This is a genomic window from Microcoleus sp. C2D2 (genome assembly GCF_036702495.1).
Classification (GTDB): Bacteria; Cyanobacteriota; Cyanobacteriia; order Cyanobacteriales; family Microcoleaceae; genus Microcoleus.
On record NZ_JAUBTO010000382.1, the window covers coordinates 1 to 1,603 of the forward strand.

Annotated in this window: 1 protein-coding gene; it reads right to left on the reverse strand. The window is 42.2% G+C overall.

From position 1 onward, the window contains the following. Nucleotides 1–43: 43 nt before the first annotated feature. Nucleotides 44–1,603 (reverse strand): GAF domain-containing protein (locus tag QUB61_RS39360; protein ID WP_333136885.1); only part of this gene is annotated, 1,560 nt, incomplete at its 5' end.

Below are 1,603 nucleotides of genomic sequence, written 5' to 3' on the forward strand. Positions count from 1 at the left end.
AGGCAATCATTTCAGGCTAAAGTTTTTACATTGCAGGCGATCGTTAAATCTGCTTAAATATCTGCGGAATGTGGGTTTCAATACCTTCTTTAATACTGGCTGCTGTTTTTTCGCCCGACTGTTCGTAGCGGGCATAAGTTTTTAAGGCAAAAACTACTTTTGATGCTCTGTCTGTGGCTGTGTTGATAGTAGCGAGGCCTCTTTTTAATTCGGAAAGTTTGTAGGCGATTTCCAAGAGATGTAAACTATCGGATCTTTGTAACAAAGGGACAAAGGCATCTATTTCATTATAAACGCCCATAATCACTAGGCGATCGGCTACGGTACCGCCATTTTCAATTCCTAATTCTTCCAGTTGGCTTCTCAAAGCTCTCTTCAATTTGCGTTCTTCTTTGGTTGATAAGCTTGCTTCTTGTTGGAGCGATCGCTGAAGTAAACTCAAGAAATTATGTGCTTCTTCTGGGGAGAGAGATTGAAAAAGTGCAGGCAACTGTTCTAGAGTTTGACTTAAGAACTTAGAAACATTTCCTGCGGAGGAGCGAATCGCGCCCAGGGGAGTGTTAACTTCGTGGGCAACTCCGGCCACAAGTTGTCCTAAAGCTGCCATTTTCTCTGATTGAATCAATCCTGCTTGGGTGGCTTCGAGATTTCTTAAAGCTTGTGATAATTCTTGGGTGCGTTCTTCTACTTTTGTTTCTAGGTTGGCATAGAGTTGGGCATTTTCTATGGAGATGGCAGCTTGCGAGGATAAAAGTTTTAAGACTGCCAATCTGTCGGGAGTAAATGCACCTGTTGCGAGGTTATTTTCTAGGTAGAAGATGCCGATCGCTTTTCCTTGATGTTGGATCGGGAGACACAATACCGATTTGGGTTGATGCTGAATGATGTAGGGGTCGTTGAGATATTGGATGGGAGATTTTGGGTTGTTAATTTCATTGTGCAAGTCGTTAAAAATGACATACTCTTGAGTTCTGGCAACATAGTTAATGATGCTGTGAGGTAAGTCATTGCTGGTTTCCAGAGAAATTGAGTGCAGCACAATTGTTTCCGATCTGCCACTAATTGCAGTGGCTTCAATTATTAAGCTGCCTGCTTTTTTCAAAATCAGAGCGCTTTTTTCGGCTCCGAGATTTTCCATCACTATTTGCATTAAGATTGAGAGCAATTTATCAAAGTAAATTTCTCCTGAAAGTGCTTGAGATGCTTTCATTACTGTTTCAAAGTCCAGTGCTTCTGAAATACTAGAACTGGTGGAAGTGATGGTGGCAGCAGTGATGCGAGCAATTGTCTGGCTTGTAGTAATGGTATTTTTATGGTTGAGAATTGGGGCGAGCAATTGAGGGTAGCGTTTTTCTAAATCCGCAACTTTGGCTAATGCTCCCCAACGAGCGTAAGCGTAGTAGGCATCTGTTAAATAGACTGAGGCAATTTTTTCTTTACCCCATTCAAGATAAAACTTAGCTGCTAGTTCGTTAGCGAGGGCTTGTTCTTGGATGTATTTGTTTTCTTTCGCTCCAGAAATGGCCCGATCGTACATTTCAATAGCTTCTGCCCTCTGTCTGGCAACTCGGTATTTCTCTGCTTCTACCAACTGCCACTTATG